This is a genomic window from Paraburkholderia sp. BL9I2N2 (assembly GCF_004339745.1).
Classification (GTDB): domain Bacteria; phylum Pseudomonadota; class Gammaproteobacteria; order Burkholderiales; family Burkholderiaceae; genus Paraburkholderia.
Window position 1 is genome coordinate 1,445,661 of the sequence record NZ_SMGP01000001.1, and the last position, 26,769, is coordinate 1,472,429.

Annotated in this window: 26 protein-coding genes; 17 read left to right on the top strand and 9 right to left on the bottom strand. The window is 56.8% G+C overall.

From position 1 onward, the window contains the following. Nucleotides 1–38 precede the first annotated feature (38 nt). The 4 genes from B0G74_RS06810 to B0G74_RS06825 all read left to right on the top strand — a co-directional run bounded on the left by B0G74_RS06810 (nt 39) and on the right by B0G74_RS06825 (nt 4,633). Entirely contained in the window at nt 39–668 is a 630-nt protein-coding gene (locus tag B0G74_RS06810; protein ID WP_132374089.1) for a TetR/AcrR family transcriptional regulator, read from the top strand. An 87-nt stretch (nt 669–755) separates the two neighbouring features. Continuing rightward, nucleotides 756–2,420: a GMC family oxidoreductase gene (locus B0G74_RS06815; protein ID WP_132374090.1), complete on the top strand. Its 1,665-nt coding sequence runs from the start codon at nt 756–758 to the stop codon at nt 2,418–2,420. A gap of 23 nt (nt 2,421–2,443) precedes the next feature. Further along, on the top strand, nt 2,444–3,700 hold the full coding sequence (locus B0G74_RS06820) for a CaiB/BaiF CoA-transferase family protein (RefSeq protein WP_132374091.1): 1,257 nt from the start codon (nt 2,444–2,446) through the stop codon (nt 3,698–3,700). A gap of 30 nt (nt 3,701–3,730) precedes the next feature. Beyond that, complete coding sequence (locus B0G74_RS06825) at nt 3,731–4,633, top strand: enoyl-CoA hydratase-related protein (RefSeq protein ID WP_243658134.1); 903 nt, start codon at nt 3,731–3,733, stop codon at nt 4,631–4,633. 149 nt (nt 4,634–4,782) lie between these two features. On the opposite strand, the gene B0G74_RS06830 is transcribed toward B0G74_RS06825, so the two are convergent. Then, nucleotides 4,783–5,544: a carboxymuconolactone decarboxylase family protein gene (locus B0G74_RS06830; protein WP_132374092.1), complete on the bottom strand. Its 762-nt coding sequence runs from the start codon at nt 5,542–5,544 to the stop codon at nt 4,783–4,785. A 376-nt stretch (nt 5,545–5,920) separates the two neighbouring features. Continuing rightward, on the bottom strand, nt 5,921–6,325 hold the full coding sequence (locus B0G74_RS06835) for a nuclear transport factor 2 family protein (RefSeq protein ID WP_207915621.1): 405 nt from the start codon (nt 6,323–6,325) through the stop codon (nt 5,921–5,923). Nucleotides 6,326–6,797: 472 nt separating this feature from the next. On the opposite strand from B0G74_RS06835, the gene B0G74_RS06840 reads away from it, so the two are divergent. The 3 genes from B0G74_RS06840 to B0G74_RS47430 all read left to right on the top strand — a co-directional run bounded on the left by B0G74_RS06840 (nt 6,798) and on the right by B0G74_RS47430 (nt 8,841). After that, nucleotides 6,798–7,775 carry a LysR family transcriptional regulator gene (locus B0G74_RS06840; RefSeq protein ID WP_132374093.1) on the top strand — a complete coding sequence of 326 codons (978 nt, stop codon included), beginning with the start codon at nt 6,798–6,800 and terminating at the stop codon, nt 7,773–7,775. 69 nt (nt 7,776–7,844) lie between these two features. Then, nucleotides 7,845–8,501 carry a LysR substrate-binding domain-containing protein gene (locus tag B0G74_RS06845; protein WP_279388563.1) on the top strand — a complete coding sequence of 219 codons (657 nt, stop codon included), beginning with the start codon at nt 7,845–7,847 and terminating at the stop codon, nt 8,499–8,501. 43 nt (nt 8,502–8,544) lie between these two features. Continuing rightward, a complete protein-coding gene (locus B0G74_RS47430) occupies nt 8,545–8,841 on the top strand; it encodes a hypothetical protein (RefSeq protein ID WP_279388564.1) in 297 nt (98 codons plus the stop codon). 151 nt (nt 8,842–8,992) lie between these two features. Here B0G74_RS47430 and B0G74_RS06850 read toward each other — a convergent pair whose 3' ends face one another. From B0G74_RS06850 to B0G74_RS45680, 4 genes are all read right to left on the bottom strand, one after another. Beyond that, entirely contained in the window at nt 8,993–10,012 is a 1,020-nt protein-coding gene (locus B0G74_RS06850; RefSeq protein ID WP_132374094.1) for a nitronate monooxygenase, read from the bottom strand. A 4-nt stretch (nt 10,013–10,016) separates the two neighbouring features. Further along, nucleotides 10,017–10,571 carry a cytochrome b/b6 domain-containing protein gene (locus B0G74_RS06855; RefSeq protein WP_132374095.1) on the bottom strand — a complete coding sequence of 185 codons (555 nt, stop codon included), beginning with the start codon at nt 10,569–10,571 and terminating at the stop codon, nt 10,017–10,019. A gap of 78 nt (nt 10,572–10,649) precedes the next feature. Beyond that, nucleotides 10,650–10,793, bottom strand: coding sequence for a hypothetical protein (locus B0G74_RS45675; protein WP_165923823.1), 144 nt, complete (start codon nt 10,791–10,793; stop codon nt 10,650–10,652). A 222-nt stretch (nt 10,794–11,015) separates the two neighbouring features. Further along, nucleotides 11,016–11,180 (bottom strand): hypothetical protein, encoded by a 165-nt coding sequence (locus tag B0G74_RS45680; protein WP_165923824.1) that lies wholly within the window; start codon nt 11,178–11,180, stop codon nt 11,016–11,018. Between the two features lie 388 nt (nt 11,181–11,568). Here B0G74_RS45680 and B0G74_RS06860 point away from each other — a divergent pair, with 388 nt between their 5' ends. Then, nucleotides 11,569–13,281 (top strand): FAD-dependent oxidoreductase, encoded by a 1,713-nt coding sequence (locus tag B0G74_RS06860; protein WP_165923825.1) that lies wholly within the window; start codon nt 11,569–11,571, stop codon nt 13,279–13,281. Nucleotides 13,282–13,380: 99 nt separating this feature from the next. Here the strand turns inward: B0G74_RS06860 and B0G74_RS06865 are convergent, their stop codons facing one another. Continuing rightward, complete coding sequence (locus B0G74_RS06865; protein WP_132374097.1) at nt 13,381–14,340, bottom strand: LysR family transcriptional regulator; 960 nt, start codon at nt 14,338–14,340, stop codon at nt 13,381–13,383. A 130-nt stretch (nt 14,341–14,470) separates the two neighbouring features. On the opposite strand from B0G74_RS06865, the gene B0G74_RS06870 reads away from it, so the two are divergent. The 3 genes from B0G74_RS06870 to B0G74_RS06880 are packed head-to-tail and all read left to right on the top strand — an operon-like array spanning nt 14,471 to nt 18,329. Beyond that, a complete protein-coding gene (locus B0G74_RS06870) occupies nt 14,471–15,757 on the top strand; it encodes an MFS transporter (protein ID WP_132374098.1) in 1,287 nt (428 codons plus the stop codon). Between the two features lie 13 nt (nt 15,758–15,770). After that, a complete protein-coding gene (locus B0G74_RS06875) occupies nt 15,771–17,315 on the top strand; it encodes a M81 family metallopeptidase (protein WP_132374099.1) in 1,545 nt (514 codons plus the stop codon). Next, nucleotides 17,316–18,329 carry a D-cysteine desulfhydrase family protein gene (locus B0G74_RS06880; protein WP_132374100.1) on the top strand — a complete coding sequence of 338 codons (1,014 nt, stop codon included), beginning with the start codon at nt 17,316–17,318 and terminating at the stop codon, nt 18,327–18,329. A gap of 227 nt (nt 18,330–18,556) precedes the next feature. Here the strand turns inward: B0G74_RS06880 and B0G74_RS06885 are convergent, their stop codons facing one another. Beyond that, on the bottom strand, nt 18,557–19,045 hold the full coding sequence (locus tag B0G74_RS06885; protein WP_207915622.1) for a tautomerase family protein: 489 nt from the start codon (nt 19,043–19,045) through the stop codon (nt 18,557–18,559). Nucleotides 19,046–19,670: 625 nt separating this feature from the next. Between B0G74_RS06885 and B0G74_RS06890 the strand changes: the two genes are divergently transcribed. The 4 genes from B0G74_RS06890 to B0G74_RS06910 all read left to right on the top strand — a co-directional run bounded on the left by B0G74_RS06890 (nt 19,671) and on the right by B0G74_RS06910 (nt 23,077). Beyond that, nucleotides 19,671–20,312 carry a DsbA family oxidoreductase gene (locus tag B0G74_RS06890; protein WP_132376870.1) on the top strand — a complete coding sequence of 214 codons (642 nt, stop codon included), beginning with the start codon at nt 19,671–19,673 and terminating at the stop codon, nt 20,310–20,312. An 88-nt stretch (nt 20,313–20,400) separates the two neighbouring features. Further along, nucleotides 20,401–21,285: a LysR family transcriptional regulator gene (locus tag B0G74_RS06895; protein WP_132374101.1), complete on the top strand. Its 885-nt coding sequence runs from the start codon at nt 20,401–20,403 to the stop codon at nt 21,283–21,285. A gap of 391 nt (nt 21,286–21,676) precedes the next feature. Next, entirely contained in the window at nt 21,677–22,099 is a 423-nt protein-coding gene (locus B0G74_RS06905; protein WP_132374103.1) for a VOC family protein, read from the top strand. Between the two features lie 135 nt (nt 22,100–22,234). Continuing rightward, nucleotides 22,235–23,077, top strand: a complete 843-nt coding sequence (locus B0G74_RS06910; protein WP_132374104.1) for an oxidoreductase — start codon at nt 22,235–22,237, stop codon at nt 23,075–23,077. 20 nt (nt 23,078–23,097) lie between these two features. On the opposite strand, the gene B0G74_RS06915 is transcribed toward B0G74_RS06910, so the two are convergent. Next, nucleotides 23,098–24,039 carry a LysR family transcriptional regulator gene (locus B0G74_RS06915; protein WP_132374105.1) on the bottom strand — a complete coding sequence of 314 codons (942 nt, stop codon included), beginning with the start codon at nt 24,037–24,039 and terminating at the stop codon, nt 23,098–23,100. A gap of 106 nt (nt 24,040–24,145) precedes the next feature. Here B0G74_RS06915 and B0G74_RS06920 point away from each other — a divergent pair, with 106 nt between their 5' ends. Together B0G74_RS06920 and B0G74_RS06925 are read left to right on the top strand one after the other, a co-directional pair. Then, the gene (locus B0G74_RS06920) at nt 24,146–25,657 is read left to right on the top strand and encodes a CoA-acylating methylmalonate-semialdehyde dehydrogenase (protein WP_132374106.1); all 1,512 of its coding nucleotides are present in this window, start codon (nt 24,146–24,148) and stop codon (nt 25,655–25,657) included. 403 nt (nt 25,658–26,060) lie between these two features. Beyond that, nucleotides 26,061–26,603 carry an MOSC domain-containing protein gene (locus tag B0G74_RS06925; RefSeq protein WP_132374107.1) on the top strand — a complete coding sequence of 181 codons (543 nt, stop codon included), beginning with the start codon at nt 26,061–26,063 and terminating at the stop codon, nt 26,601–26,603. Nucleotides 26,604–26,769 lie beyond the last annotated feature (166 nt).

Here is a 26,769-nt window from a genome sequence, read left to right on the forward strand (position 1 = left end):
CCTTGCATTTCGTAGACGAGCGGTCTAATATCAGTGAGATGGATACGCATACCGGACCGCGCCGCAGAGGGCGCCCGCCGAAAGAACTTGCAGGCTATAGCGAAACCCGAGAGCTTCTCGTGCGCGCTGGAGTCGTGGCGCTCACGGAAAAAGGCTTCTCTGCAACCGGACTCGACGAAATCTTGCGCAGCGTGAACGTGCCAAAGGGCTCGTTCTACCATTACTTCGGGAGCAAGGAAGCGTTCGGCCTCGAATTGATCGACCGCTACGCGATGTATTTTGCGAGAAAGCTCGATCAGTTCCTCGCGGACGAATCTATATCGCCCCTGAAGCGCTTGCAGGATTTCGTCTCGGACGCAGAGGCAGGGATGGGGCGTTACGGCTTTCGGCGTGGGTGTCTCGTGGGCAATCTCGGACAAGAAATGGCCGTACTCCCGGAAGCTCATCGTGTACGGCTGCGCGAGGTTTTTGCCGATTGGGAAGCCCGCACAACGAAGTGCCTGATGGAAGCGCAGGCTGCGGGCGAGATTGCGGAAGGGGCCGATTGCTCGCAACTTGCCGCATTTTTTTGGATAGGCTGGGAGGGCGCGGTGTTGAGGGCGAAGCTCGAAGGCGGGCCTGAAGCGTTGCGTACTTTTGCGAACGTTTTTTTCGCTGCGCTCGGTTAGGCGGCTTTTTTTTCTGTTTTTATAGACGATCGGTCTAATTTAAATGGGCAGCGCTGGAAACCGCTCGTGTGGACAAATAGGATGCACATGCAAAGTACGACATTTGACTTTATTGTGATTGGCGCCGGCTCCGCGGGCAGCCTGCTCGCGAATCGTCTGAGCGCTGACAAAACCAGAAATGTCCTTCTGGTCGAGGCGGGCGGCACCGATGACTACATGTGGATCCATATCCCTGTCGGCTATCTATATTGCGTCGACAATCCGCGCACGGACTGGCAATTCCGCACTGAGCCGGACAAAGGCCTCAACGGCCGGCAGATTCTTTATCCACGTGGCAAAACGTTGGGTGGTTGCTCCAGTATCAACGGGATGATCTACATGCGTGGCCAGGCTCGCGATTACGATCATTGGGCGGACCTGACGGGCGATCCGGAATGGAACTGGAGCAACTCATTGAAGGACTTCAAGGCTCACGAAGACTTCTACAAACTCGATCCGAAGCAGCGTGACCTGCTGAACAGCAGTGTCGACGCCATCGCAAAGGCTCACGGAAGCGGCGGCGAGTGGCGTGTCGAAAGGCAGCGTCTCAAGTGGGAAATCCTCGATGCGTTCGCCAAAGCGGCGGAGCAGGCGGGCATTCCTATCATCGACGATTTCAACACTGGTGATAATTTCGGCGTCAGCTATTTCGACGTCACGCAGAAAGACGGCTGGCGCTGGAATACCTCGAAGGCGTTCCTGCGTCCGATCAAACACCGGCCGAATCTCACGACGTGGACCAACTCCCATGTGAAGAAGCTCAGGATCGACCGTGACAAAAACGGTGTGCTGCGTTGTACCGGTGTGGAACTTGTCCGCGATGGCGAACTCGTGTCGGTGAGCGCCGCGCGCGAAGTGGTGCTCAGCGCCGGTGCGATCGGTTCGCCGCATATTCTGCAGCACTCAGGCATTGGGCCGGCGTCTCTGTTGAAAAAACACGGCATCGATATTGTCCAGCACACACCGGGCGTCGGTGCGAACTTGCAGGATCACCTTCAGATTCGTGCGGTCTACCAGGTTGAAAACTGCGAGACGCTGAACGCTCTTGCGTCGAGCATGGTCGGCAAGGCCAAGATCGGTCTCGAATATGCGCTGCACCGCTCGGGTCCGATGAGCATGGCACCCTCTCAGCTCGGGGCCTTTACCCGGAGCGATCCGTCGAGGAAGCACGCCAACATCGAGTATCACGTGCAGCCGCTGAGTCTCGACGCTTTCGGGCAACCGCTGCACACATTCCCGGCGTTCACCGCCAGTGTGGCCAATGTGAACCCCACAAGCCGGGGCATGGTGCATATCAGGAGCGGCAACTTCGAGGATGCGCCGGCCATTGCGCCGAATTACCTCAGCACGGAAGACGATCGCAAAGTCGCCGTCGACAGCCTCCGCTTGACGCGACGCATCGCGAGCCAGGCTGCGCTCGCGAAATACAGGCCGCAAGAGTACAAGCCGGGTCCGCAGTACGAATCGGATGCTGAACTCACGAAACTGGCCGGTGACATCGCCACCACGATCTTCCACCCCGTGGGTACTGTGCAGATGGGCACGTTCGCGGATCCGAATGTTGTCGTCGACAGCCATCTTCGCATGCGCGGCGTTGCGGGACTTCGGGTGGTGGACGCGAGCGTGATGCCCACGATCACCAGCGGCAATACGGGCGCTCCTACGATGATGATCGCAGAGAAAGCTTCGCGCTGGATTCACCAGGGCGTTTGACTCTATTCAACCAGGAATTGGCTATGACTGAGAACAAAACCGGGGTGAAGAAGCGCTTACCCCTTGAAGGAATCACGGTGATCGATTTCTCGCGTGTGCTGTCAGGACCGTACTGCGCGATGACGCTTGCTGACCTCGGAGCACGCGTCATCAAAATAGAGCGTGTGGGCACGGGAGACGACACTCGGGCGTTCGGTCCGTTCGTCGACGACGAATCGGCGTACTTCATGTGCTTCAACCGCGGAAAGGAGAGCATTGCACTCGACTTCAAGTCTCCGCGTGACCGCGAACTGCTCGGCCGATTGCTGGACAAGGCCGACGTGGTGGTCGAAAACTTCCGGCCCGGGGTGATGGATCGGCTCGGCTACGGCGCAGAGCAATTGGCGAGGACGCATCCGCACATCGTCTACGCATCGATTTCGGGCTTTGGTCACACCGGCCCGTTCAAGGATCTGCCCGGTTACGACACCGTCGTGCAGGCTATGGGCGGAGTCATGAGTTTGACGGGGTGGCCCGACAGTCAGCCCGCGCGAGTTGGCACAGCCTTCGGCGACCTCGGTGCAGCACTATTCGCCGTGATAGGCATCCTCGCGGGGCTCTACAAGCGCTCCAGAGATGCACAAGGCACGCACGTGGACATTGCGATGCTGGATTGCCAGGCCGCGTTGATGGAAACGGCGTTTGCCCGGTTCGATGTCGAAAAGAAGGTGCCTACGAGGACTGGCGACGCCCACCCGTCACTCGCACCGTTCGAAAGCTTTGCTGCCCGGGATGGGCGATTCATCATCGCCGCAGGCAACGATCAGCTTTTTCTTTTGATGGCAGACGCCCTGGGCGTACCGGAAGTGGCCTTCGCCCCGTTGTTCCTGACGAACGATCTTCGCGTGCAAAACCGGCCCGCCATGATCGAGGCCATTGAGCGGGTAACCCGCTCCGCACCGGTCAGTGTCTGGCTCGACAAGCTGAACGAGGCTGGCGTGCCCTGTGCTCCGATCAACACGATCGACAAGGTCATCGATCATCCCCAACTTCAGGCGCGCAATATGTTCATCCACGTCCAGGGTAAGTCCGAGCGGAAAGTGAAAACCGCCGGCAATCCGATCAAGATGAATACCTCACCCGACGAGGACGTCACGGTGGTCAGGAGAGCGCCGGCAGTGGACGAGCATCGCGAAGCGATTCTGGCTGAACTGATGGCTTCGTCGGGCGCCTACGCGTCGCAGGCTGAATCCGAATCAGGCGTCGATGAAATGAAGCGCTCCGCGAGCCTTGCTGCATGACGCCGCAATTTTGAACTGACAGGTGAATATATGAAGACCGACGTTTCAGCAGTGCAGGAAGCATCCGCCAAGCAAACCAAGATGCAAGTAATCGAACCGAACGTGGGACCTGCTGTCGCAGGCGCGAATGCAGATGCCGTGGGAGCGGTGTCGGAAAACGGTGTGTACGAAACCATCAAGATCGATCGAAGGGAGCGCGTCGGCCTGATCACGCTCTACCGTCCGAAGAACCTCAACGCGCTCAATGTTCAGATGTCGCGCGAGGTGCTCGCGGCGCTTACTAAGTTCGATCAGGACGATGGAATCGGCGCGATCGTGATAACAGGCAATGCGCGCGCATTTGCAGCCGGGGCGGACATCGAGGAAATGGTCGACAAGTCCTTCGCCGACTGGCACGCCAAAGACCTTTTCGCCGAATGGGATCGCATTCGAACCATTTCAAAGCCGGTCATCGCGGCTGTTGGCGGCTACGCACTCGGCGGCGGTTGCGAACTGGCGATGGCCTGCGATTTCATCATTGCGGCCCATGATGCCCAATTCGGCCAACCGGAGATCAAACTTGGGATTCCGCCTGGTATTGGCGGTTCGCAGCGCTTGACACGTGCCGTCGGAAAGTCGCTTGCGATGGATCTGATTCTTACCGGCCGGAATTTGGCCGCTAATGAGGCATTTGCAGCCGGCCTCGTTGCGCGCGTTGTTCCGTCGGCCGATTTGCTGCAAACCGCGCTCGAGACAGCGCATACCATCGCAGGTTATAACCTGCCTGCCGTACGGCTTGCCAAGGAGGCGGTCAATCGTGCATTCGAGACACCGCTGAGCGAAGGTGTGCTGCACGAGCGTCGGCTTTTTCAGGCCGCCTTCGCGACCGAAGGTCAAAAGGAAGGCATGTACGCGTTCCTGGCCAAGCGCGCTCCTGTCTTCCGCCATCGATAAGCCACGACTTATCGTCAGTAATGGGCAGAGCGCGACGCAAATGCCTCGTTTAGAGTGATGCGCTCTCGCCCGACGAATTCGTCGTTTGGAAATCACCGCCGGTTTGATGGACCCGTTGTGGAAAGAAACGGTGTACCTTTCGTTGCTGTCTATATATCCTGCGCGGCCGCGATTGCGTCTTCCAGCATCTGAGTACCGATCAGTGCACCGTGGATTCCGATAACACTCGCAATCTCGATGACCTCCATGATTTCCTCCGCGGTTGCACCGTGACGAAGTGCATTGCGCATGTGAATCCTGATACCCGGCTCGTAAAGATGGGTGGCGGCGACATCGAGCGCGCAAAGCACAAGCTCCTTGATTTTCGGTTCGAGAACTCCGTTCTGCCACGGAACCGACGAAAATTCGAGGTACGCCTCGAAGAAATCCGGATCGAGTTCCAGCGCATCGTCCCAGATGCGATCCCAATGCCCCTGTACTTCGGTAAAGCGCCGCTTCAATGTTTGCCTGCGGCTATCCGCAGACACTGTCCGCTCGCGGAGACCTTCTTCCTCAAGCACTTCTGCGAGGATGGGCATGGCAACATTGGAAGCGTGAATACCGATCGTACTGGTCAGCTCGAGCACTTCCATCAGTTCTTCACGTGTGGCACCAAAATCCACCGCCGCCTTCAGATGCATCTGGATGCCGGGAGCAAAGAGATGGGTCGAGGACGCATTCACCGCGATATAGATGAACTCCTTGACCTTGTCCTCCAGGTGGTTGTGTCGCAGTGGCACCGCTGACAGGTTAAGGTACGCATGCAGGAAATCACAGTCGACGCGAAGAATGCTTTCCCATTGCGGAGCCCACGTACCCCGCACGCGGATGAACTCGTCCTTGATCGATTGCTGTTTGTGGGTAAGTGTCATTGCTTCTCCGTTAGGGATATGTACAGGGGAAACTAACCATTAGAGCATCACGCATACAGGCAGGAGCATGATTGACGTCATACGCTCGCACTGTCCGGAGCGATTGACAAGCGAAGGGAAAATATACGGCTATCTGATTGATAGATAACGCTACGCCGGCAACGAACGAGACGACCCATCCGTGGGCCCGCACGAGTCTGTGGGGTGCACCCGTCACTGGGTGATCGGGATAGCTCACAAAAAAAGCGCACTTCCGAGAATGTGCGCCGCGACAACAGAAGGGCAGGGTAGGGTAGGAGGAACATCCCTTCATGCCGCAAAAAGACCTATTACCCGATGGCCGAGGCGAACTGGGCAGCGACCATGGAATGTTTCATCAGGAACGGACAAATACGATCAGACGGACACGGTCGATATGTCGTGCCACAGCTTGGCCACGATCACAAAGGAGCCGTTGACATACGCCCAGTTCAAGTGATCGGATGAAAACCTTGTCGTGGATGCGCAGGTGAACTTTGGTGACTGCAATGTCGGTCGACAGAAAGTCCGCCGAGATCAACGCATCGTCACGCCTTTGGCCTTTACTCATTGGCGACACACGTTCAGCGATGACCTCCCGGTAGTCGGCAATGGGAACGACAGTCAGTTTTCCGTCGTCCGTGTCGAACAAGCTGCAACTCGTGTGGAAAACCCGATCAAACTTGTCCAGATCGCACTCGTGCAGTGCCTGAAAATATAGATCGACGGCTTGGGCAAGTTCGGGCATTTTCTCGATAGACATGTTGATTTTCCCGCAGATCGTGACGAACAGACGAGGAGCACTTTGCCCACGTTGGCTCCAGCTTCTATCGAACCTGCGATGCTGATAAATTGCGAATCGTAAGCTCGTTGCCTTCGAGTTTGAATACCCACGATAGGCAAACACTCTTTCCCGGCGAGAACAAGTTGGGCGCACAGTGAGCGGTCCCGCCGGGCGGCTAGCTGTCGATCGATTCCGCCGGAACTCCGCAGAAACTGTCGGTTATCTGTTTACGCGATACCCTTATCGCCATAAACCGCCTATGCGTATTGGAAACGTTGCTAAGCTGTTTCCTGCGCGATATGTCAACAATCTCAATGTAAGAACGTCGCTATATGGTTTGTCTGACCTTCGATGGATTTGTCGGCAATGATGGCAGCCTTCGGATCTTTACAGCCACGAAAGTTCCAGTCAGGGGATGTTTGCTTTGTGAAATTTATCAGCGAGGTAGGCGATGGATCAGCTATACATGTTGCGAGCATTCGTTGCAGTCGCACAGCATAGAAGCTTTAGTAAGGCGGCTGCATCATTGGGCGTGACCACGGGCTCGATCTCCAAAGCTATCGCCAAGCTCGAAGAGAGCATTCAGACGCTGATCCTGCATAGAACAACCCGATCTGTTTCAGTGACAGATGCGGCACAGTCGTACTATTTGAGTTGCTGCCGTCTCCTCGAAGAACTTGACGAAGCGAATCGTCGGATCGCGCAAGAACGGGAAATCGATAGTGGAAGGTTACGACTCGTTGTGCACCCGATGCTGGTGAACAAAACCTTCTCGCGACTTTTGTCCGACTATCAAGCAATCGCTCCCAACGTGAATCTCATGGTTTCCGTTCGGGAAGAAGCGGTGAACCTGTATGACGGCCACTTCGACATGGCGATTCTTCCGCCTCATCTAGTGGAGCAGTCTGGGGTAATTCGCCGTACGTTGTCCAGGTCGCGGCACATTTTTGTCGCCGCTCCAGGATATCTTGAACGATGCGGGACACCCGAAGCCGCATCGGATCTGGCTAGCCATTTCCTTCTGTTGGACCCTGCGTCAAAGCAGAAGGGCACGAATTTCATCGATCTTCTGGAAACAGGAAAGCGAATGAGCGTGCTGCCGATGTCGTCCATGGACGGCAACGAGGTGCTGCTTCGGGCAGCGGCACTTACGGGAACCGGCATTGCGACCATATCCGAAGCTATGGTTCGTGAAGACATTGCCGCGGGGCATCTCACGCACATCTTGCCGCAGTGCTCCACGTCGGAAAGCGGCGCAGAGGTATGTCTTTTCTACTCGCACCGGGAATTGCTTCCTGTGAGACTGAGAACCTTCGTCGATTTCTGCATTGATTTTTTCCGCTCGCTTCCCGGACCTATCCCTAATGCGATGGCGGCAATCCCACAGCGTCTGGACCGCGACGTAGATCATGCGCTAACAACGGTCTGAAGCCTGGGTGAAAGGGCGTCGCATTGCGTTACGCCATTCGTCATTTTCAGTGATCGATAGGATGCCGTCATGGAAATGCGTCAGTTGAGAATCTTCTGTGCTGTGGCCGAAGAGGGCAGCTTCACTGCGGCGGCGGACAAAGTGCACACCGTGCAGTCCAATGTCACCATGCGGGTGAAAGAGCTCGAGGCTGAGTTGAGTCAGCAACTGTTCATTCGGCAAAAGAGTGGCGTGGTGCTCACGTCGGCCGGACAGACTCTCCTCGGCTACGCACGCCGCATTCTGCAACTCACGGAGGAGAGTCGCAATGCGCTGATGGATACTGCAACGCCCGCCGGGCACCTTCGACTCGGATCGATGGAAACGACGGCTGCGATACGACTGCCCCAGGTGCTGACGAAATACCGGGCAAAGCATCCCCAGGTCAAGTTATCTCTGTTGACGGGCACCACCGTCGAATTGATCAAGGCTATCGAAAGTTATCGTCTTGATGGCGCGTTCGTGGGCGGGTTTCACGAGAACACAGGTCTGTCCCAGGAGGAGGCGTTCGAAGAAGAACTGGTCCTGGTGAGCAGTTGCGAGTTTGACTCGCTGGCAGCGCTTATCCGCGTCATGCCTCAACAAACGGTGCTTGTTTTCCGGACGGGATGCTTTTACCGCTCTACACTCGAGCATTGGTTTCATCAGGGCGGGCTGGTTCCCAATCAGGTAATGGGGAACGCTTGATGGCATCCTGTCATGTGTCGCTGCGGGCATAGGCGTTACGTTGTTGCCGAAGACTGTCGTCGAAAGCTATGTATCCCGCCAGACGATCCGCTACCATCGGCTGCCGCCCGAGATCGCAAATGTCAAGACCGTTTTCATTCATAGGAGTGACACCTTGATCACCCCAGCATTGACCGCTTTCATTAGTCTGGCGCGAGATCAGTTCATCCGGGTTAACGAAGATACGAAGATCGTCGTGGAAAGAGTCGCGCCAGCGAAACATGCCGCTACCAACGCGCCGAAGCTCGACGTTCACCAGGGATTGCGCGATTGCGCCGGCGGCCCAGCGTGTGAGGGGTAAGCGCCGCGATAACAAGCGGGCAGGACGGCGTACCTCTGCGTGTCCGGGGGCGGCTATACAGACGCATACTCACCGGCAGACGGTACGCTCAGAAGGGGTTGCTGATGCGATTCCGTGCGCGGCGAGTATGCTGACTGAGAGGCCGCTGCGGTTAGATCGCATTGCCTGCATCATGACAAAGTGGCGCCAATGCGTGGTGGTCGCTTGCATCATCGCCCCGCATTTTCGGGGCGGCGGATGACACAGGTAGCCCTTGGATGAGTTCAGCTACCCGTTCGGCCGCAGAGACGACACTGCCGATCTTTCCAACACCCTGTCCAGCGTAAAGCGACAGTTTCTGTGCCATCCGCGGCTTGTCAATCACGCGTGCTCCGCCGCCGATGAAGCGCAGCAAGTTCCATTTATCGCGATTTGGAATCACCCGGTGCGGGGTGCCGTACTTCCAGCCGAATGAGTAGCCCGTCCGATACTCAGTATCGTCCACGGTGGCTTCGACGATCTTTTGCTTGTAGAGCGGATGTGCGCTCGACTCGTGGCTTGCCACGAACGCCGTACCTACCAGGACACCCGCGGCGCCTAGCCCCATTGCGGCCTTGACGTCGTCGCGATTGGTGATGCCTCCTGCCGCCAGGACCGGCCGTCCTTGCGCGATTTTGCAAATCGCCGGTAGCAGCGACATCAGGCCAATGGTGCCCCGGTTGAGGTGGCCACCGCTCTCGCTTCCCTGCGCCACGATCATATCCGCCCCGCGCTCGATTGCCAATTCGGCGAGCTCGACTGTGCCAACCTGCACCGAGACCACCAGCCCGGCATCCTTGGCACGGGGAATCATCTCGACATAGTCCTCCGCGTAGAACAGCGAAAGCACCCGCGGCTTCTCCCTGAGGATCACCTGGAACTGCGCTTCGAATACCTCAGGACCACCGAACGACGGAACGAGGTTGACTCCGAAGGGCATGTCTGTCAGTTCCCTTGTTTCCCGTATCCATTTGAGCAGGGCCAGCGGCGGCAGTCGCAGGCCGCCGAGCGTACCCATTCCGCCGGCATTCGCCACCGCAGCGACAAGCTTGGGGCCAGAAATCGCTGCCATGCCCGCCAGAAAGATAGGGTACCTGACGCCGCAGAGTCGAGTGACCTCGCTCACGGCAAAATCCGATTTGACTTCGCGCATGGCTTCAAAGCTCCACGTGTTTTCCGATCATTCGTTTTAAGGCGTCATTCCGTAAAACCAGGTGATTCTTGAGCGCGCCGAAAATATGCAGCGCCAAGCCCAGGAGAAAGGCTGTCGCGCCGACGTTGAAAAGGATATCGACAACTCGCTTGACCTGCGCGTTGGGTTCAATGAGAGCAGGTATCGCGAATCCGCCTGGCAGACCAATACCTTCACCCGCGGCTGACTTTGAAAGCCATGCGGCGATCGGAAGCAGAACCATCGCCAAGGCTAGGGAAACTGCCACGGATCTGCTGACGATCACCTCAATGGGGTTCGGCGTGCCGACGGGCAGGGGATGATAGGAAAACATCCGCGCCCCGAATCGATAGATCGAGATGACGAACAATATGGTGCCGAGCAGGTTTTGGATCCGCGTCAAGCCCGCCCTTTGCACCTCGCCGGCCGTTTGGGATATGGCGATGTCGAAGCCGATAATCGAGAGTAGCAGAGCGGCCACTATCCAATGCAGCGCGATAGTGACGGGTGAGAACCCGAGGCCATTGTCCCGCAGTTTCATACTTACCTCCTTGCGTGTGTTTTTCTGACGACGGTCGGGCCATGAAGAGGGCTGACACCGGCAGGTCAAGTTCAGCCTTCAACGCAGGCGCCAGCCGAAATCCAAGTGGGTTGCCGCTTCGGATGCGCTCGGCATCGTCTGCGCACCAATCCGGCATTGGCCGTTTCGGTACGACTCGATGTCAGCCATGGTGGTAAGGAGGAGTTGATGGGCGAGGTTCATTGGCTTATCCCCGCAATAGTCGTTGCGCTGGTCTGCTCGAGTTTGCAACCGGTGCATCGAATAGCCAGTTGAATCCGCACCGAATACCGGCCGCTGCAGTTGTTTCCATCAGTTTGTCTCCGTCCATGGAAGGTTTTTGATGCCCTGTCCCATCAGGAGATTGCTTTCTCCACCTCCCGGGCTGCAGCTTTCTGTTTGTTGAACGATATATGGACTACTCAATCACATCAAATGATGATTTGTGATGGCTGAAATCTCTTTTAGTGAATTGGCCAGATGAGCAAACGGGTGATCGCCCAAGTCAGAGAAGTTTGGAGGAATCCAGAACAGAATCGTGCATCCATGCTGAACCCATGTAGAGAGAACATCATCTTTGCGACCTCCCATGACATTCTCTATTTACCAGATGTAAAAGGTGTTGTTCATGCGTTGGCCTTTATTCAGCGTCGTCGCAAACCTTATAGTTCCTACTGGAGGCTGTGGGTTGGGATGGGTCGAGCGCAGACATAGTTTTGTTGGCGTCATTTGAGACAGATCGTGCTTGCTGGAGCGTTTTCCAGCTGAATCCCTTGTTGCAGACTCTTGCAATGCTACTCAGTTCCTGGAGGCTAAACCCAAGCGATTCGGCGGCGAATAAGGTGATCAAATCCGTCGCCGTACGGCGCTGCTGTCGGGGAAAAATCGCACCGAGGTCAAATGGGCAGCTGCAAATACAAGAGACGCATGCGTAACTATTCGAATGCCCACTACCTCCTGGTTGAACAAGGAAACTCCCATGACATTGAAAGACGGTACATCACCCGGCGTCCGTGTCGCGCCTGAAGATTACGAAACCGTCGAGGCAGGTCAACGCACGCAGATTGAGCGGCGTCGGTATCAGATGTATCCCCGTTTGACCGCAACGCGGATAGCCAAGGCGGCTCGTTTCGGGACGACGGAACACTGGAAAGCCGGCGACGTCATGTTTCGCGCCGGAGAGCAGAGCGACGGCATGAGGATCTTGACTCGTGGAACCGTACATTTGATCGTACGGAACGGATTTGGGCAGTCGCGGCTTTTTCAGGAAGTTGGTGAGGGGCACTTTCTCGGAGAGACGGCCACACTCAGCGGCAAACCATACCTTGTTGACGCGATTGCCATCACGGACGTTGATGCATTCCTCATCGCGCCTGAGCGGCTCCGGGCGCTTCTGATTGCCGAAGCTCAACTCGGCTCGGAGATCATGCGCGCGTTCATTCTTCGGCGGGTCGGATTGATTCAGGATGGTAGTGGTCCGATCCTGATCGGATCTTCGACTGACGCGAGACTCATCGTTCTCGCAAATCTGCTGAGGCGCGCCAATCATCCACATCGGATCCTCGATCCGTCCACGGACGATGAGGCTCGCGATTTCCTTTCGAAGACACAGTGCGTAGAAGGACAGATGCCGCTAGCCGTACTGGTTGACGGCTCTATCCTGCGCAATCCCGATGAAACGCTTCTCGCGTCCAAGCTCGGTCTGCTGCTCGGCTTCGATGAAGCCGGCACGTACGACACCGTCATTGTCGGTGCGGGTCCAGCCGGACTCGCCGCGGCCGTGTACGCCGCGTCAGAAGGACTTTCCGTGCTGGTTTTCGACTCAAAGGGCTTTGGTGGACAGGCCGGCGCAAGCACCAGGATCGAAAATTATTTCGGGTTTCCAACCGGCATCTCCGGTCATGTTCTCGTTAGCCGCGCATATGAGCAGGCTGTTAAATTTGGCGCGGAAATAGTCATACCGACCGAGGTGGCAAAACTGCATTGCGCCGAATCGCCCTTCAAGATCGAACTCAGGGACGGTCGTTGCGCCCACGCGAAGACGGTTGTTATAGCATCCGGTGCTGCCTATCGCCGCCCTCAAATCACGGGCCTCAATGAGTCCGAGATTCGCGGCGTCTACTATTGGGCGTCATCGATCGAGGGTCGTCTCTGTCAGGGTTCGGAAATCGTACTCGTGGGAGGAGGGAATTCTGCTGGACAGGCAATCGTCTTCCTCGCGAGCTATGCAGCACATGTCCATGTGCTGATTCGACGCAAGAGCTTGCACGAAACGATGTCGAGATATTTGATCGATCGCGTGAGCTCGTTCGCCAACGTGACGATTCATAGCAACTCTGCCATCGAATCTGTCGCATCAGACGAGGACGGCGTGACGGAGGTTCATTTTTGTTCGGACGGAAATCACACACGAATCCCAACTCGCCATCTCTTTCTCTTTACCGGCGCCGACCCTGCCACCGGCTGGTTGCGTGGATGCGGAGTGGAGGTTGATGACAAAGGTTTCGTTATTACCGACCGCACGGGTTCGACGGAGTCAACGACGGCCAATTTCGCATTTCAGACGAGTGTTCCGGGCGTTTTTGCAATCGGCGACGTGCGTTCGACTTCGATTAAGCGTGTCACGTCCGCCGTCGGGGAAGGTGCCGGCGTAGTGGCCGAAATACATGCGCTATTGACGGCCGAACGTTGAGGCAGTGTCCGATCGCGCCTCCAGGCGTAATCGCGTGCGACACGACCATGTGTAGACGGTCAATACGGTGTGCGTCATGTTTTCCCACCGATGTACCCATCATCCTTTTTTGCGTGTGCTTCGCTTCCGTGCTGACGCTCTGTGTGACTGAAATACGGTCATATCGGACAGGATGCGTTTGAGGATCTCGTCAGCTGCCTTTGAAAGAGGACGCCCGTTGCGCACGAGAACTCTGGCTTGCGCGGACGAAAACAGCGGATGGTCGACCGTTCTAGAAACCAAGGTTCCTGCCTCGAGCTCGGCGCGGGCAGCAAACTTGGTTGCGAAAATGACGCCACGTCCCGTCTTCGCGAACCTGATCAGCACACGCAGGGAATTAACGGTGAGTACTGGCGCGAGACGCAGATTCTCCGCGAAAGCGAGGGCCTGCATGAGCTGACCGAGACCGAAGGACACCGGCATGAGACCGATCGGATAAGAAAGTGCCTGATGGACAGAGATCGGTGTTCGGGTATCGCCCTGTGACAGTGGATGATCTCTTGCGGCGAGTACGACGACGGGCTCCGGGGCGCTTGCCAGGTATCGGGTGTGTGGGGAGTTGGGCGGGTTGTACGCTATCCCGATGTGCGCGATGTCTTCTTCGACTTCTCTTACCACCTCGTTGACGGGCGCCACATTCATTACCACATCCAGCTTCGGGTACTGCGCCGAGAAACTGTTCAGCACTTCGTCCAGGAAGTCATCGACGAAGCCTTCGCTGATGGAGATCCGAACCTGACCTCGCTGCAACCCACGCAACTCATCTAGCCTGTCCTGAAGATGCTCCTGCTGTGCCTGGCAGGCTCTCCAGTATTCCAGCAGCTGATGTGCCGCCTCGGTTGGCGCCACGCCGCGGGATTGCCTTTCAAACAGGACCATTCCTACTTCATCTTCCAGCAGCTTGATCTGCCGCGTAATGACCGACGGCGCCGTGTTGACGCTGTCGGCGGCGCTGCGAATTGAGCCGTGGGTCAGCACTTGGTGAAAATAACGAAGCCTGCGTTGGTTTATTTCCCGCATGGCGTAAATCCCCCGTGTTGCTCAAAAGACAACGATAGCGGTCCACGGTTGCTCTTGCAACCAGGTTTTTCTTGGGTAACGATGCAGACACCAGAACCGCCGGATCCGCTATCGAAACTGGAGCGAATTGATGTCTACACTGTCTTCCGCTGCGCTCTCGCATGGCAAGCGAGCTGTTTATCGTCGCATAGACTTGCATGTGTTACCGCTATTGGTGTGCTGCTATCTTTTCGCCTATCTTGATCGGATCAATATCGGCTTCGCGAAGCTACAGATGCAATCCGACATCGGAATCAGCGATGCGGCGTTCGGGGTCGGTGCAGGGATTTTCTTTCTGGGGTACATGCTCTTTGAAATCCCGAGCAACCTGCTGCTTCCTCGCCTCGGAGCGCGCAAAACGCTCAGCCGGATCATGGTGCTATGGGGACTCACATCCGCTGCCATGATGTTTGTTCACGATGTGCATTCCTTCTACATTCTGCGGTTCATGCTCGGAGTCTTCGAAGCGGGTTTCGCGCCGGGAATGGTCTTTTATCTGACATGCTGGTATCCCCAGGCGCGGATGGCACAGGTGATGGCTTTCGTGATGGCGGCCGCGCCTCTCGGTGGGATTGTCGGGGCGCCTTTGTCGACAGGGATCATGGCCTTGCTTTCGGGTGCGCACGGCCTTGCCGGTTGGCAGTGGATGTTTCTCCTCGAGGGCTTGCCTTGCGTTGTCCTCGGAGTCATTACGTTCTTCTGTCTGGACGATCGCATTGAATCGGCGCGATGGTTGTCCAGCGATGAGAAGGCATCACTTTTGCAAGACATCGGAAGCCGGAAGGCGAGTCACGCCGGGTTCAGGGACGTCTGCACCGACGGTCGCGTCTATGTGATGGCATTCGCGTATTTCTGCCTTATATGTGGCATATACGCCGTCAGTTTCTGGCTTCCGACAATCCTCAAGTCAGGAGGCGTGTCAGATCTCATGACCATTGGCTTCCTGTCAGCCATTCCCTATGGTCTTGCGGTGATCGCGATGTGGGTGATAGGCAGAAGCTCTGATAAGCGGATGGAGCGTCGCTGGCATAGCGCGGTGCCCGCAATGGTTGGTGCGGTTGCGTTGGCCGTTTCAGCATTTTCGATAGGCTCGCTGTGGTTGTCGCTCGCCAGCATTACGTTGGCCACAGCTCTCACGTGGGCTGCGTACACGGTATTCTGGGCCATGCCGTCAGAGCATCTGAAGGGGGACGTGGCGGCTGGCGGCATTGCGCTGATCAACACGATTGGGCTGGTTGGGGGTTTTATCAGCCCAAGCATCATTGGATGGGTAAAAAGCGCAACCGGGAGCATGCAGACTGCACTTCTGCCAACGGTTGCTCTGTTGATGGTGGGAGCGTGCGTTCTAGCGCTTATTCGATCCAAACGAGAGGCTTGAAGGACGCCACATCATGAAAATACTGATTGCCGGGTTCCAGCACGAGACAAACACGTTTGCGCCATCCAAGGCGGACTATGAGAATTTCGTCCGCGGGGAAGGATTTCCAGCTATGGTCCGCGAAGACGACGTATTCCAATTGCAAAACGTGAACATCCCGATCGGAGGATTTATCCAGGAGATGCAAGCGGAAGGACATCACCTGATCCCGATCATATGGGCGGCGGCGAGCCCTTCGGCCCACGTAACCCGATCAGCTTACGAGCGGATTGCTGGTGAAATCGTCGAAGCGGTCCGCTCCACCAAGGTGGACGCGATTTATCTGGACCTGCACGGAGCCATGGTCGCCGAGCACGTCGATGACGGGGAAGGGGAGCTGCTGGCACGCATTCGAAGTATTGTCGGCAGTGACCTACCTGTTGTCGCGTCACTTGATCTGCATGCGAACGTAACGGAGCAGATGCTGCGCAATGCAAGCGGTCTCGTGGCATACCGGACGTACCCTCACGTGGACATGGCTGATACGGGAAGGGCTGCGGCGCATCTATTGCGACGGCTGATAGCCAGCAAAACGCCAGTCACGATGGCCTATCGGCGCATTCCGTTTCTCATTCCGGTGAATGCGATGTGCACACTGCTTGAGCCGGCACGTAGCGTCTACCAACATCTGGCAGCCCAGGAAAATACCGCAGTACTGTCAATTTCGTTCACGCCGGGATTCCCCGCTGCGGATTTTCCGGAATGCGGACCGATGGTCTGGTGCTATGCGACCGAACCAGACCACGCGGATGCGGCGGTGGCAGCCATTTATGACGACATCATCGAGCGGGAGTCCGAATGGGCGGTCGAATTTCTTAACCCGGACGAGGCTGTACGTGAGGCACAGCGAATCGCTTCCCGCGCGAACCGTCCGGTGGTCATTGCCGACACGCAGGATAACCCTCATGGCGGCGCGGATTCAAATACGACGGGAATGCTCCGGGCACTGGTGCGCAACAAGGCTCAGGGCGCTGCACTGGGCCTGATGTGGGACCCTGAAGTCGTTCGAGTGGCTCACAAGGCGGGCAAAGGAAGTTACATCACGGTGGCGTTGGGCGGCAAGTCTAAGGTTGTTGGTGACTTCCCGTTCAAGGCGACATTCGAAGTTGAGCATCTTTCAGACGGCAAATGTATCTTTGACGGTCCGATGATGCACGGAATGCACGTCGATGTCGGTCCGACGGCCTGCCTTCGAATTGACGACGTGAGAGTCGCGGTGAGTTCCGTTAAGGCACCGATGAACGATCGCAACCTTTTCAGAATGGCTGGTATCCAGCCTGAGAAGATGAGGATTTTGGTGAACAAGAGTTCGGTGCATTTCCGCGCGGACTTCGGTCCTATTGCCGAGCGTATTCTCGTGGCCAAGTCGCCTGGCCCGATGGCGGCTGATCCTGCCGATCTGCCGTGGAAACGACTAGGAGCCGGTACGCGTGTGCGCCCAGCCGCGAGTTCAACCCGGCCACCCAACGACGACACTCTCCGTTTCGACGAACGATCAACCAACTTGTGGGGTGACTAAATGACATTGCGAGTACCGGATCTTTCCCGGTTTCCCAAGGCGCAATTGCGCGACGGGCCTTCACCGATTCTGGCACTGCCTAGATTGAGTCAGCACTTAAGAGGTGCCGAGATCTATGTCAAGCGGGAAGATCTTGATGGCCTGGGAGGCGGCGGCAACAAGCTGCGCAAGCTCGAGTTTCTGATCGGGGAGGCGCAGGCGGCTGGCGCCGATACGATCATCACGGTTGGCGGCCGACAGTCGAATCATGCCCGGTTGACGGCTGCGGCGGCTGCGCGCATTGGAATGAAATGTGAACTGGTGCTCTCGAGGCTGGTTCCGATCGAAGACGATGACTATGTCGAAAATGGCAACGTGGTACTAGATCGCCTCTTTGGTGCGGTCATTCATGATGTTCCAGGGAACGTTAATGCGCTGCAGGTTGCGGAAGAGCGGGCTGCAAAGCTGCGTGGCGAAGGCCGAAAAGTGTATGTGTGTCCGCTCGGCGGATCGAGCCCGATCGGCTGTCTGGGCTATGTTTCCTGTGCAATTGAGATTCTCGACCAGTCGAGGAGCAGCGGAATTGACTTTGACTATATCGTTGTCGCAAATGGCAGTGGTGGCATGCAGGCCGGGCTTGTAGCGGGGGCGATCGCTGCTGGTGTGTCGCCGACGAAAGTAGTGGGGTACACGGTTCTTGCGCCGCTCGAAAAAGCGTATGCCACCACATGCGAAAAAGTGCAGCAGACGCTTGACTTGATGGGTTCTGGTCTCACGGTATCCGGCAACGATGTTGTTCTCTACGGTGACCAACTCGGAATCGGCTACGGATTGCCTACTGACTCAATGCGCCGGGCAGTCAATCTTTTGGCCAGCCAGGAAGGTCTTCTGTTGGACCCGGTGTATAGCGGCAAGGCGTTCGCGGGTCTGATTCAGAGCGTCGAGAATGGAACATTCGGTGCGGGAAAAAAGGTTCTGTTTCTTATGAGTGGGGGTACCCCTTCGTTGTTTGCATATCGCACCGCGTTCGACTGACTGGGGACTTATCCGTCGGGTCTCTCGAAATTGATAGCAAACAAGCCTTTAAACCATTTTGTGAATGAACGATGTTGTTACTGCGGCTTACCGAGTGCGGGGCTAAAGCGGTGCACCCGAATCCTTTGCTAACGCTCCATGGCAGGCCGCGAGGTGGGAGCCAGGCTGGCAATGCGGTCAGAGTGATCTGGAGCCCGTCAGGCAGCAGCGACCACGTTGTGCACGCGTCAAAGTTCGCCGGTTAAATACTGAGCGACGCCGTTCCCGAAGCTCCAGTCCGAGTCAGAGTTGGTGGTGATGGAGACGATCACATCATTTGCACCCGTGCCACAGTTTGCCGCTAATTCGGCCGTAAGCTCACTATAGAATTTGCGCTTTGACTCGTCAGAACGTGGACGAGTGGTGACTGAAACCAGCGTCAGTTTTTCGGTACGTACGATTCCGAGCCCGGTGTCTTGCGCGACTAACCGGCGGAGATTGTGTTCCGTCAACACCTGGTAGCGGTCCGTTTGGGGTACTTCGAAAGCGTTGACTACGGCTCGATGTACGGCATCGAGCAAGGAGTTGATTTCAGCCTCCGTTCTTCCTTGAAGGACATCGATACGAATTAGCGGCATTCTTTCCTCCGTGAATAAAAGAACGGTGTCGGCGCGATGGCACGAGCGATGGGAATGATCCAGCCTGGATTCCCAGCCTGACAATGCGACCTTCGGCATGGATACCAGCCAAACGTATGTATAGGCGCTGGGCCTGGCGACCTAACGATGCTGAGCATCAAGATGTGAAAGCTATCGCCGGCAAGCGCTTATCCTACTTTGCATTCCTCTTTCTTTGGCCGATACAGTGGCGTGGACACTTGAACACCGGCCAACAATTGAAATTCGCGCGGCGTCGCACGACCGGTGATGATGGCATCGCAGAATGGTTGACGCACAGGAACAATTGAATTACCACAGACTGCGATCATCTCGCATCGAAAGTCGTTCAGAATACGAGGCATCCCCATCACAGCCGAAACGTCATGATGTCTCTCGACGTGGTCAGGCTATTCACATGAACGCTAACCCGCAACACGCATCCGTGAAGATGACTCGTGGCAGTAGCGCCAGCCGCTCTGCCGACGGCCACCGGACCTTCCGTGCGCATTCGCCTGACGTTTGTCCCGCCCGGCTCTGGTGCTCGACGAACTCGCCACTATGTCGTGTCGCGGCTTCCGACCTTGAGTGCGCCGTAATCGGGCGAACGATCCCGCAGGCATTCACAAATTCGGTTGTGCCTGTCTGTCTCTGCTGCCCTCGTATCGAGTCATTCGCGTAACAGGTCATTTTCATCATGAAAGCAATGAAAAAACCACTCAGAATCGATTTTGTTTCCGACGTAGCGTGCCCGTGGTGTGCTATCGGTCTCTCCGCGCTGCAACTTGCGATCGCGCGCCTGGGCGAGGCCGTCGACGTCGAATTAGTCACGCATCCCTTCGAACTGAATCCGCAGATGGGCAACGATGGCGAAGCACTCGTCGAACATATCGGAAAGAAATACGGGCGTACCCCGGAACAGATAGCCGAGGCACAGGTCGCGCTGCGCGAGCGTGGCGCGAATGTCGGCTTTACCTTTGGCCCGCGCACACGCATTTACAACACCTTCGATGCGCATCGCCTGTTGCATTGGGCCGCTATCAAAGGCAAACAGTTACCGCTGAAAGAGGCGCTACTACGGGCCTATCACGGCGAGGGTAAAGCCCCGAACGACCATGACGTTCTGGTCGACGCCGCGGAATCTGTGGGGCTCGACGCAGAGCAGGCGCGCACCGTTCTGCAAAGCGGCGACTACGCCGATGAAGTTCGTGCGGAAGAAGAGAAATACCAGGCGATGGGTATCTATTCGGTGCCGTCAATCATCGTTGACAATCGCTATCTGCTGACCGGCGCACAGCCTGTCGAAGCCTTTGAGGACGCCATTCGACAAATTCTGGCGGAAGCGTGAGGCATCCTCCGCAGTGACTTCCGCGATGACTTTCGCGCCGCGATGTCGGTTCGTCGTCGACTTCGGAAATTTTTCATAGGGTAGCGTTATGGATGTTGCGGACCTCAGGGCATTTGAAGCGGTCGCTCGCCACGGGAGCATGAACAGGGCGGCCGTAGAGTTGCACACTGTGCAGTCCAACGTAACGGCCCGGATTCGTTCACTGGAAAAAGAAGTTGGTGTTGCGCTCTTTCAGCGGCATGTCCGCGGTGTGAGCATGACTCCGGCGGGGCAGCGCATGCTTCCCTACGCGGCGCGGATCGCCAAGCTCGTTGCAGACGCTCGCGTGGCGGCCATGGACGACGGACCGCCGGGCGGTTCCCTGGTGTTGGGAACCATGGAAACCGCTGCGGCGCTGAGGCTTTCACCGATAGTGAGCAACTTCGCGCGGATGTATCCGCAAGTCAGGCTGTCGCTGACGACCGGAACAAGCCGCAGCCTCGCGACGGATGTCGCGGAATGTCGTCTGGATGGAGCGTTCATAGCAGGTCCTCTTGACCACCCGGAGCTTCACAGCGAAACGATTCTCCATGAAGAACTGGTGCTTGTGACCCCTCGGGCCATAGACTCGCCGGAGTCTTTGGCGTCAATCCCGAACCTGAAAACGATTGTGTTCCGTGTCGGGTGCGCGTATCGGCAGCAGCTGGAAGCGCTGCTTGTCGAGATGGGGATTCTTGTGACGGCTCTCGAGTTCGGCTCGTTGGACGCAATCATTGCGTGTGTAGCGGCCGGTATCGGGATCACGTTGCTGCCGCGAGGCGTGGTCGCGGCGGCGGCGCAGCAGGACATCATTGCTCTCCATGAGGTCTCGCCTGAAAAAACACATGTCGAGACGCTTTTCGTCCGACGGCATGACGCATACATGTCGAGCGCCATGCGCGCTTTCGTCGAGGTCTCGCGCTCGGAGTTTGGGCCTTTGATGGCGGCCGCGTAGCGGTGTACTGGCGGAGAAACCTTATCGTCCGCGTATTCGGGGCGTTCACGACAGCCGTCAGCTTGAGCATGTTGCTGCCGTTGCCGGCGCGATCATTTTCATCACCACTATTCTGGCCGTTGTACTGGTCAAGGAAAGGATATCTATTTTCTCGATACCCATATCGTCACAAACCGCTTATGCACTCTCGAAACATTGTTAAGCTGCTTTCTGCGTGATGCGTCAACTATCCGAACGCAGGCACGTCGTTATACGCTCCGTCGGGTTTTCAAAGGGTACCTCCGCGATGATGGCAACGGTGCCGAAATCTTATCGTTTCGAACAATACGCTACACGCGAGGCCGCTTCGGAGTTGGCGAATATCATCTAAGTTCAAATGGAGAGCTTGGGGATGACTGATGCACCTCTAACACTTGGCATAGACCACGTTGGTCTGACGGTCCGTAATCTGAGCGTCACCCGGGACTTTTTCATCGACGTCCTGGGCTGGACACAGGTTGGCGGGAGGCCCGACTACCCTGCGGCTTTTGTGTCCGACGGGCACATTACGCTGACACTCTGGGAGGTCAAGGATCTGCAGAATTGCGTGGCGTTCGACCGCAAAACGAATGTAGGTCTGCATCACCTCGCGCTGCGGGCCGGTAGTAAAGAGGCTCTCGACGCAATCTTCGCACGGGTCTCCGGATGGCCAGGGGTAGTGGTTGAATTCGCACCTGAGAACATGGGTGAAGGACCCAAGCGTCACACGATGTTGTATGAGCCGGGCGGCATCAGACTCGAGTTCGATTTCGATCCGCGAATTCAGCCTGCTTGAGTCGTGTTGAGTCATGGACGAAGTGGTTCAGGTAGCGCGTGGTGCAGACCTACTTATGTTACCTGGCGCCCGATTTCTTATCAAAGTAGCTGCTGGAACGGCAGTTCGAAGACTATCCAACGGGAGGTTCCAAACATGAGCCACGCCGCCCAGCGCATTTTTTTGATTACCGGTGCGAGTTCCGGTTTTGGTCGTGCTTTGGCGCGAGCAGCATTGGCCGCCGGCAATACGGTGATTGGCATTGTGAGGAGCGAGCGTGCGAAGGCTGAGTTTGAGGGATTGCATGCACACCACGCCCACGGTGCGATCCTCGATGTGTCTGATTTCGATTCAATCAATGCGACGATCAAGGAAGTCGTCGAGCGCGTTGGTGCGATCGACGTTCTCGTGAATAGTGCAGGATACGGTCATGAAGGAATCCTCGAGGAATCTCCGCTCGATGAACTCCGTCGTCAGTTCGATGTGAATGTGTTCGGCGCAGTCGCTATGATCAAGGCCGTGCTCCCGTCGATGCGAATACGACGCACCGGTCACATCATCAATATCACGTCGATGGCTGGGCTAGTTACATTTCCCGGCATTGCATACTACTGCGGTAGCAAGTTCGCACTTGAAGGCATATCAGAGGCCTTGGAACAGGAAGTGCGCAGTTTCGGTATCAAGGTGACGGCTGTTGCTCCGGGCGCGTTTCGAACGGATTGGGCGGGCAGATCGATGGTGCGCACTGAGCACAATATCGACGACTACGACCCGGTGTTTGCTCCGATCCGCCGCGCCCGTATGGCGAAAGATGGGAAACAGCCTGGGGATCCGGTGAAGGCGGCGCAGATCATGTTGGACCTGATCGACGAGGTTGATCCGCCGGTTCACCTCGTGCTTGGCGATGATGCGTTAAGTGTAGTCCGAGACAGAATGTCAGTGCTGAGCCACGAAATTGACGCTTGGGAATCCGTTTCGAAATCCAGTGGCTTCTCGTGAAAACGTAGCGGCGCGAACGGCTATGGAGGAAATCCTTCAGCGAAAGTATCCCTCAGGTACGTGACAAACAGTTCGACAGCGCGCGGTACGTGCGGCGTGTATGGCCGGACCACATAGAGTTGCTCGGCAAAGGCGCCTATTGGCCGCCAGTCAGGCAGGAGAACAATGAATTTTCCCGATTGAATCGCTGCTTGCGCCGTGAAATCGGGCAGCAGCGCGATGCCCAGATCGTCAAGGGCCGCGTCTCTCAATGCTTCGCTATTGTTAGCGGAGAAGGGGCCGTTTACCGTGATCATCAAAGGAGCCGACTGCGTCCGCCGCGCGGCTCTGCGTTCGAACGACCAGATTCCGGACCCTAAAGCACGAGGATAGAACAGGCAATCGTGAGCGGAGAGATCCGCTGGCGATTCAGGGTAACCTCGACGCTCCAGATATGCGTGTGTGGCGACAATGACGGATTGCGTCTCGCACAGCTTCCAGGCGACATGGGTCTCAGGGACCTGAGAGCTATGTCTGACGGCAAGATCGAAGCCTTCCGTGGCAATCGAGGTCAGACGATCAGACGCTTCGAGTTGAACCCGTACTTCGGGATTCGCCCGCAGAAACGCAGACATCTTCGGCACCAACTGCTGCCGCGCGAACGCCACTGGAGCGGTTACCCTGATCAATCCGCGTGCAACGCCCGCCATTTCCTTAACCATCGAAAAACTCGTCGCAATGTGCTCGTACTCCAGACGTGTGTTGTCGACGAGTCGCTGGCCGGCTTCAGTGAGTCGTACGCTGCGGGTGTTACGTTGCACCAGTGCGACACCCGAGGCTCGTTCGAGTTCTGCGATGCGTTGGCTCATTGCGGCTTTGCTCACGCCAAGGCGAGCGGCCGCCGCAGTGTACGTGCCCTGTTCGGCAAGAACCGTCAGCCAGTGCAAATGAGTCCAAAGGCCTTCGACCTTTCGCGTATCCATATGTCTATTGTTCGCCGTTGGAAACGATCATTTCAAGTTTAACGCCTTTGCAAACGTAATGCCGACTCCTAGACTTTGCTCACCACCCATCAATCAAGGAAGCGAGATGCAAGCGTTCAACGACACAGCCGACGTCACCCACTTTATTCATGGCGAGCCAGTACGTGGGTCAGGAATGCGTACCCAGGCGATTTTCAATCCTGCGACCGGTGAACGCCGACGCAAACTCCTGCTGGGGGAGATCGCAGATGTCGACACCGCTGTCGCAAGCGCCAAGGCTGCATTTCCGAAGTGGAGCAACACGCCACCGATCCGCCGCGCCCGCGTCATGCTGCGGTTTCTCGAGTTGATGAACCGGCATCGGGATGAGCTGGCTGCAATCATCACGGCTGAACATGGAAAGGTCTTCTCGGATGCTCAAGGCGAGGTGGCGCGGGGTATCGATGTCATCGAATTTGCCTGCGGCATTCCGCAGCTTCTCAAGGGGGACTATACCGAGCAGGTCTCAACGGGCATGGATAACTGGACAACGCGTCAGGCGCTCGGCGTTGTCGCGGGCATTACGCCGTTCAACTTCCCGTGCATGGTGCCTTGCTGGATGTTCCCTGTTGCGATTGCGGCGGGCAACGCCTTCATTCTGAAGCCAAGCGAGCGTGACCCGTCGGCCTCGTTGTTCATGGCAAGGCTGTTGAAGGAGGCCGGTTTGCCGGACGGCATCTTCAACGTGGTTCAGGGCGACAAGGTCGTTGTTGATGCTTTGCTGGCGCACCCGGATGTGAAAGCGGTGAGCTTTGTCGGATCGACGCCAATCGCCAATTACATCTACGAGACCGGCGCGAAGAACGGCAAGCGCGTGCAAGCGCTGGGCGGGGCCAAAAATCACATGGTTGTGATGCCCGATGCCGACATCGATCAGGCGGTCGACGCGCTGGTTGGCGCTGGGTACGGCTCCGCTGGCGAGCGTTGTATGGCTATTTCGGTCGCCGTTCTCGTCGGCGATGTGGCTGACAAGATCATTCCGAAGCTTGCCGAACGTGCGCGTAGTCTCATTGTAAAGAACGGCATGGAGTCCGATGCGGAAATGGGCCCTGTCGTTACGCAACAGGCGCTCGAACGCATAGAAGGGTACATCGGGATTGGTGTCGACGAAGGTGCGAAGTTGGTCGTTGATGGTCGCGGCCTCAAGGTTGACGGTCATGAGGGCGGATTCTTCACGGGCGGTACGCTGTTCGACAACGTTACACCGGAGATGAGAATTTACAAGGAAGAAATCTTTGGGCCCGTTCTTGCCTGCGTCCGTGTGAAGGACTTCTCGGAAGCGGTCGATTTGATCAATGCTCATGAGTTCGGCAACGGCGTGGCGTGCTACACCCGCGACGGGCACATCGCTCGCGAATTCGGGCGACGCATCGAAGTAGGTATGGTCGGCATCAACGTCCCTATTCCGGTCCCGATGGCCTGGCACGGATTCGGCGGCTGGAAACGCAGTCTGTTCGGCGACACGCATGCATACGGCGAGGAAGGTGTTCGGTTCTATACGAAGCAGAAGTCGATCATGCAGCGCTGGCCGGAGAGCACCGAGAAGGGCGCTGAATTTGCAATGCCCACAGCGAAGTAAGCGAGCTGATTCGACAAAAGTGATCGGGCGTCGCGTGCGGCACGATGCGGCGTCTGATTTCTGTCTGTGTGTAGTTCCCCAGGCTGTGGCCTGCCGCATCGTCTTCTCCTGTCACGGATCGTCGTGGAGGGTCCTCTCTGCAACGAATTTCAAGCGATAGCTATGCGCTCCATCGGTGGCGATCCAGGAGCGACACTGCGCGTCTTGCCTCGATGGAAAGAGTGTTTTTCTTGTCTACCGATTGACGGCACGTTCGGCCGAACCAAACACTCGGATATGGCTATGCAACAACAGTTTGTGCAGGCATACAACTACGGAAACGACCAACCCAATCGTCGTCCGACTACTCGCGGCCAGTGTAGGTTCGAGTGCTCCGCTGGACGTGGGTAGTACCTCACCAGGGATGGTGGTTAACACCGGAATACGCAAAACCCCTGTCAGCGTGCTTCACGACCGGGCTTGTATTGAGGTCAAGAGGCTAGGGCTGGTCGGTGATGAGCAAGTAGACCTTAGCGTGCATGGAGGCCTCGAGAAAGCTGTTTATATGTATCCGGTCGAACACTACGAATGGTGGCGCGAACGCCGGCTTGAAGCAGGCGTAATAGGCGCGGACGATCCGCTGCCGTTTGCTGCGATGGGAGAGAATTTAACGACGAGTGGGCTGCTCGAAACTCAACTCTGGGTCGGAGATCGCATCTTGATCGATGAGGTCGAATTTCGTAACGAGTCTCCCCGAAATCCCTGCTACAAGTTTAACGCCGTGATGGGATACGCGCGTGCTGCCAAACACATGATGGCCAGTGGGTACTCCGGTGTTTATTTAAGCGTGTTCAAAACTGGATTCATTTCCGCAGGTTCGTCGATTCAGGTAATTTCTGGCCCGCGGCGGGAGTCGATAAGTGCAATTCTGGACCGGCGGCGTGTCCGCGCACGGCGGGAACCATAAGTCGGAAATTACAGCTGCTCCGTCGGGCGGCCTCTACTCATGAGCCTTCGTGGGTGAAGCGTTCTTCGGCGACACCAATCTGAAGCGAACTGCCCGTGCGTAACTGATCAGTCGATTGGTCGCGGTGATCTCTCGATTCCAGCGACGAAATGATCCGAAAATCGGT